The organism is Parafrankia sp. FMc2, assembly GCF_041008525.1.
GTDB lineage: Bacteria > Actinomycetota > Actinomycetes > Frankiales > Frankiaceae > Parafrankia.
Map to the genome: position 1 here is coordinate 1 of NZ_JBFLUG010000247.1, position 5,917 is coordinate 5,917.

The window sequence follows — 5,917 nt, forward strand, 5'->3', positions numbered from 1 at the left end:
CCCCCATCCCCACCGACGCGCCCACGGCCCGGCCCGCCTCGGCCCCGCCCGCCGCGGCACTGCCGGCGGCGGCTCCGCCAGCCGCTACACCGCCCCCGGCTGGCTGGGCGGTCGCCAGGCCCACGGCCGCCGGTCTTACCGCACGGGAGATCGACGTCCTGCGCCAGGTCGCGGCCGGGCTGAACAACCGGGAGATCGCCGCCCGGCTCCACCTGAGCGAGGGGACCGTGAAGAACCACATCTCCCGCATCCTCGACCGGCTCGGTCTGCGCGACCGTACTCAGGCTGCCATCTACGCCCGTGACCACGACCTGCTCTGAGTCCGGGCCGCCGGTAATCCGGCATCGGAGGGTGCGGTGCGGGGCTGGGCCGGAGACGCTGTCGGTATGGAAGGTGCCCCGGCAGGAGTGGCCCGGCAGGTAGTGGCGCTGGGTCGGGATGTCGTCGACGGCCTGCGCGGCCACGATCTCGCGCTGATGTCCGCCGGAGTCACCTACTACGCCGCGATCGCGCTGGTGCCGGGCGTACTGGTCGCGATCAGCCTGATCGGCCTGCTGCTCGGCGAGGCGCGCACCCACGAGCTCGGCAGCTCGCTGGCGGAGGCCCTGCCCATCGGTCTGGGCGCCCCCGCGGTCGTCGACACCGCCTTCCAGGCCGCGACGACGATGTCGCCGCTGGTCGTGGCGGGCGCGGCGGTTCCGGCCACGTTCTACGGCGAAGGGCTGCGCCGGGCGTTCGTCCGGCTCGCCGGACAGCGTGAGGATCTGGTCGGATGGCGCGGCCGCCTCAGCGTGCTGCCGCTTCTCGCCGCCGCGCCGGTGCTGCTGCTTCCGGTGCTGCTCGTGACGCCGGTGCTGGCGCGCCTGTTCGCCGACAGCGGCCTGTCGGCGGCTCTCGGTGTGGTCGTCGCGTTCGCGGTCGACTGGCTGGTACTGGCCGCGACCCTGACCTTCGTCTACCGGGTGGTCGGCCCCGGCCGGCCGTCCTGGCTGGCGACGTTGTGCGCGGCGGGAACGGCTGGGTCCTTCGTCGCGGGGTTCGTGCAGGGTTTCGTGCTCTTCCTGTCGTTCACCCTGGATCTGGGTCTGCCGTTCGGTGGTTTCTACCCGGTGGGCGCCGCCGTCGCGGTCGGCTTCTGGCTTTTCCTGCTCCACCTCGTCGTCCTGGTCGGGTACGGGCTCGCGCTGCGACTCGGCAAGAACGACAGTGCGTCGGCGCGCCTGCGCCGACGCGCCACCGGCCGGGTTCGATGAGCACGGTGCCCCGCTCGTCGCCTGTGGTTCTCCTCAGACAACCACCACCCAGGACGAAGCGGCAGCGGGAGACGCAGGGGCAGGCCGGTGCAGGGGCAGGGCGGCGCAGGGGCATGGCGCCACAGGGCAGCGTGGCAGCACGGTCCAGAGCGCCCGGAAGTTTCCCCGGATCGAACCGATCCATCGGGCGATCCGGCACGAATGCCCTGTGTGGCAGACACACAGCGGACGGCGCCACGTGCCTCAGCACCCGGTGCAGAGGAGGGAGCGTCGCGAGACCTCGCGCCGAACGAACCACCCCTGCGGGCCCACCGGGCAGGACTGAGGTGGCGTGCGCCGACCAGAAGCGCGATGACCGCGGGTGTCCCCGGCGGCCGGCGATCCGGCCCGAGAAAGATGCCAAAGAGACAGAGAAACGCCGAAAGCGGCGTTCCTGCTCTTGTCAGGTCTGTGCACTCGCCGGGCGTGGATCCGCTCCGGACTGACATGTCGGCTCCTCGACAGACGTGTTAAGCCGTGTCAGGCGGCCGTTCTCGGGGTGGCGCGTAAGGTCATTCACGTAGTCCCGTCATCAGACGGCAACCGGATGGCTGTGGCGCAGGCGGTCGCCGCTACCCCGGTCAGCCGACAGGCGGTTGCGGAAACCTGTTGGCCGGTGGCGTGGCCACGGTTCCGACGCATTCCTCGCCGCTCCCCGAAGAGGATTGCGAAGCGGTATCGATGTTCCTTGCGCGGGATATCCAGGGCTGCATTTCCGGATGCCGGAGCAGGTGTGATCGATCCAGAAGACCGTGCAACCACCGGAACTGTCCGAGGAGAGGGCGCCGGATCTCCCCTGTGTGGGAGTGCCGGGCCAGAGCGCTGAAGGAGTCACTGTGCGGGGAGCTGAGAACAACGTCGACGACGGTTCTGCGCCTGGCCGGTCGGGTGCCCGTCCGACAGGCCGGCATGGAGGTGCCGAATGCCAAGTCTGAAATTTGTCAACGCCGACGAAACGGTCGAATTCGATGGTTCCGTCGAACTGACCGAGATGGACGACATCATCACGTTCGGCTGCAGATCCGGCAGGTGCGGGATCTGCGTCGTGCGGATCGTGAGCGGTGGGGAGAACCTGTCGCCGCGAACCGCGCGGGAGGAGCGGCTCTTCGAGCTCCTCGGCGAGGACAGCACGGCGATGCGCCTGGCCTGTCAGAGCCGGGCGTACGGCGACGCCGTCCTGGACGAAGTCAACTGAGCACGATTCCCCGAAACCAGCATCTACCAGCACGGGAGTAACTGGCATGCAGACCTCGAACCGCCTCACCCACAGCGCCCTGCTGCGCCGCAAGCCGTTCCTCTCCTCCAGCGACAGCGCCCGGGCCAAGCAGGATATCGACACCTTCCTGGACGCAAAGATCGAGGAGTGGAACGCGACCGTGCCGTTCGCCCGGCACCTCGAGGGCACCGAGATCCACCTGCAGTACTACCGGCAGACCCTGATCGAGCACGCCTGGCGTATCCGGTTGATGCGCACCGTGCAATCCTACGCACTCCACAAGATCACCCGCGTCAACGCCGAGGCGGCCAAGCTCTACGCCGCCTATCAGGACGAGGAGATGCTGCACGACGTCCTGTTCATGAAGGACGCAGAGAAGGTGGGTCTGTCGGCCCAGGACATCTTCGCGACCGAGCCGAATCTCCACACCCGTCTGCTGGCCGGCTACCTGTATTTTGTCGCGGAACACGAAAAGGTGCTCGGCGTGATCTGCTACAGCTATCTGGTGGAGTACACCACACAGAAGATCACCCCGAAGCAGATCAGGGCCATGTCCACGTCGCTGGGTAAGGACATGATCGTCGGTCAGGCCGCGCACCTGAACACGGATCTCGTCGAGGACCACACCCAGGACATGTGGAACATCCTCAGTCTCTTCGTTGAGAGCGAGCAGGACATCGTCGACATCAAGCGGTACTTCGACGAGATCCAGGAGCTGCTCAGGCAGTTCTTCGTGGACATGTACGAGCGTTTCGGCACCACCGAGCTGCAGTCGGCCTGATCCCGCCGGGTCGGTGGCGGCCCACCACGCATGCCGCCGACCCGGCCCGGTCCTTGAGAACGGAATATCGACATGGCTGGGAATCCTGGATTTCTCATTCTCGCGCACCAGCTCAAAACCATGGTGCCACCGCTGGTCGATGCCCTGCGCCAGCGTGGGATCACCCCCTACGTCCTGTCGTCGCGTCCCGCGCAGGATGCCGGGACGCCGGCCTGGCGCTCGCGGGTCGCGGCGTTGCACGTCACCGACGGCCACGCCCTGCGGCCCGCCGACGTCGACGCCGTGCTCGCGCGGCTGTCGGCGTCCGGCGTCCGGCTGCTGGGCTGTATCACCGTCTGGGATGCCTATCGGGAGCTGATGGCGTCCGCGAACCGGTCGCTCGGCGTCGGCGACCTGACCGAACGGACCGTCCGCGGGCTGCGGGACAAGCTGAGGATGCGCGAGCGGCTGCGCGAGCACGGCCTGTCGCAGGTGGCGGCCTGGCCGTTCGACGCCGAGCGCTACGCGGCCCTGACCGACCCGTCCCGGTACTTCGTCAAGCCGCGCACCGGGTTCGCCTCGCTGGGCGCGCTGCGCGCGGACCGGCTCGGGGCCGCCGCCGAGCTGGAGAGGCTCTGGGAACGCGCGGCGCGCGACGTCGCCTATGCCGGTGCCTTCGAGGGCACCCCGTCGTTCCTCATCGAGGAGTTCATCGACGGCGTGGAGTGCAGCTTCGAGGTCAGCGTCGAGCACGGCTCGGTGAGCGTGCACGCGGTGCACGAGAAGGTCGACCTGCGCGAGTCCGGGCGGACGGTGCTCGAGAACGCCTGTGTCTGCCCACCCGTCTCGCTTGACGCCGCGGTGGTCGGGCATGGCGTCGACCAGGTCACGCTCGCGCTGAAGGCGCTGGGTGTGGACACCGGCGTGCACCACGCCGAGGCCCGGTACACCAGCGGGGGCGCCTGGGAGATCGTCGAGGTCAATCCGCGGATCGGCGGTGCCTACATCGTCCCCAGCACGCGGCTCCACAGCGGTGTGGACCTGCTGGGCCGGTGGATCGACCTGCTGCTGGGAGACGACAGCCAGCTACCGGCCGCCGAGCCGCCGAGCGACGGTGTGCGCAGAACCTTCTTCCGGGTGTTCTTCGGCGAGCCGGGGCGCCACGTCACACGGCTGAGCCGGCGGCCGGGCCGGATCGAGGTCCTGGAGGACAAGGTCTTCGTCCACGAGGGCGACACGCTGCCGCACGTCGATCGGGAGATCTTCGTCGGCCAGGCGCTGTGGGACGTCACCGCGCTCGGCCCCGACCTGCCGGCCGACTTCGTCGTCGAGACGGAGTCCTATCTGGAGATCGGCTACCGACCATGAACATCGTCATCCTGCATCGCATCCCGTTCGCGAAGATCCGCTACGACCTGGCCGTCGACCACGGCCGCCACGTCGTGCGCTACCTCAGCTCGACCGGCACGACCGACGGTCTGCCGGCCGGTGCGGGCCGGCGGATCCTGACCACACCGACCGCGGACGTCGACGCGCTGGCCGCACAGCACGCCGACTGGCTGGGCACGGCCGATCGGCTGATCGCCCGCTCCGAGTACGACCTGCTGCCGGCGGCGCACCTGCGCGCGAGGTTCGGCATCCCCGGCGACCTGCCGGCCGACATCGCGCCGCTGCGGGACAAGTGGCTGATGCGCACCCGCGCCGCGGACGCCGGTATCCCTCAGCCGGCGTTCTGGAGCGTCGCGGACTTCCGCCGCGACCCGCCCGCCACCGGTACGTATCTGATCAAGCCTCGCCTGGAGGCGTCCAGCACCGGCATCGAGACCGGCGATGCCCGGCAGATCCTCGACCGGCTCGCCGGGCGCGGGGCGGCGTCCGACGTGTTCGTCGAGGAGTTCGTGCCCGGCGAGATCTGGCACCTCGACGGCTACCTGCGCCGCGGCGCCGTCCGCACGGTGACGAGCAGCGTCTACGTCGGGGACTGCCTGAACTTCGCCCACGGCAGCCCGCTGGGTTCGGCGCAGACACCGGACGAGCCGGGCGCGCTCGCGCTGCTGCGCCGCACGCTGCCCGTGCTCGGCCAGCGCGACGGCGCCTTCCACTTCGAGCTGATCCGGGTCGGCGACGGCCGGTTCCTGTTCCTGGAGACGGCGAGCCGGGTCGGCGGCGCCGGCGTCGCGGAGACGTTCGAGCTGCGCACCGGCGTCAACCTCTACCAGGTGGACCTCGCGCACCAACTGTTCGGAGACATCGAGGAGCCCCCCACGCGGCCCTCGGCGCACTGGTACGGCTGGTTCGTCTTCCCGGCGCACCACCGTGCCCAGGGCACCAGCGTCGATTTCGACCCGAACCGCTTCGCCGGGCGCCTGGTCTCCTACGTGCACAACGATCGCCCTGCGGCCAGGGCGGGCGAGATCAGCTACGCGGCGGCGGCGACACCGCTGTCCGGGGTGGTCCGCGGCACTGCCCAGGAGCTGCGGGACACCCTCGCCGAGATCTGCACGCAGACGGCTGTCCTGGAGCCGGCGTGAGGAAGGTGCACCAGTGAGACACCCTCTGTCAACCACGGTTTCAGGCGGCGCGTCCGAGGGCTCGGTTGCGGTTGGCGACGTGCGTGGCCTCGTCGTAGAGCACGCCTTTGGTGAGGCA

6 protein-coding genes are annotated in these 5,917 nt (G+C 69.6%); all 6 read left to right on the forward strand.

All coding sequences use genetic code 11. The annotated features are described in order from the left end of the window. Window positions 1-320 (forward strand): response regulator transcription factor (locus AB1460_RS35250; protein WP_368966732.1); only part of this gene is annotated, 320 nt, incomplete at its 5' end. Between the two features lie 87 nt (window positions 321-407). Beyond that, entirely contained in the window at window positions 408-1,253 is an 846-nt protein-coding gene (locus AB1460_RS35255) for a YhjD/YihY/BrkB family envelope integrity protein (RefSeq protein ID WP_368966734.1), read from the forward strand. Between the two features lie 961 nt (window positions 1,254-2,214). Then, entirely contained in the window at window positions 2,215-2,487 is a 273-nt protein-coding gene (locus AB1460_RS35260) for a 2Fe-2S iron-sulfur cluster-binding protein (protein ID WP_368966735.1), read from the forward strand. 46 nt (window positions 2,488-2,533) lie between these two features. Continuing rightward, window positions 2,534-3,289, forward strand: coding sequence for a hypothetical protein (locus AB1460_RS35265; protein WP_368966736.1), 756 nt, complete (start codon window positions 2,534-2,536; stop codon window positions 3,287-3,289). 72 nt (window positions 3,290-3,361) lie between these two features. Continuing rightward, window positions 3,362-4,636, forward strand: coding sequence for an ATP-grasp domain-containing protein (locus AB1460_RS35270; protein WP_368966737.1), 1,275 nt, complete (start codon window positions 3,362-3,364; stop codon window positions 4,634-4,636). After that, window positions 4,633-5,799: an ATP-grasp domain-containing protein gene (locus AB1460_RS35275; protein WP_368966738.1), complete on the forward strand. Its 1,167-nt coding sequence runs from the start codon at window positions 4,633-4,635 to the stop codon at window positions 5,797-5,799. Before AB1460_RS35270 ends, AB1460_RS35275 begins: the two co-directional genes overlap by 4 nt. Window positions 5,800-5,917: the final 118 nt, after the last annotated feature.

Coding starts and splice junctions, on each gene's coding strand:
- AB1460_RS35260 (WP_368966735.1), top strand. CDS start 2,215: ATGCCAAGTCTGAAATTTGTCAACGCCGACGAAACGGTCGAATTCGAT.
- AB1460_RS35265 (WP_368966736.1), top strand. CDS start 2,534: ATGCAGACCTCGAACCGCCTCACCCACAGCGCCCTGCTGCGCCGCAAG.
- AB1460_RS35270 (WP_368966737.1), top strand. CDS start 3,362: ATGGCTGGGAATCCTGGATTTCTCATTCTCGCGCACCAGCTCAAAACC.
- AB1460_RS35275 (WP_368966738.1), top strand. CDS start 4,633: ATGAACATCGTCATCCTGCATCGCATCCCGTTCGCGAAGATCCGCTAC.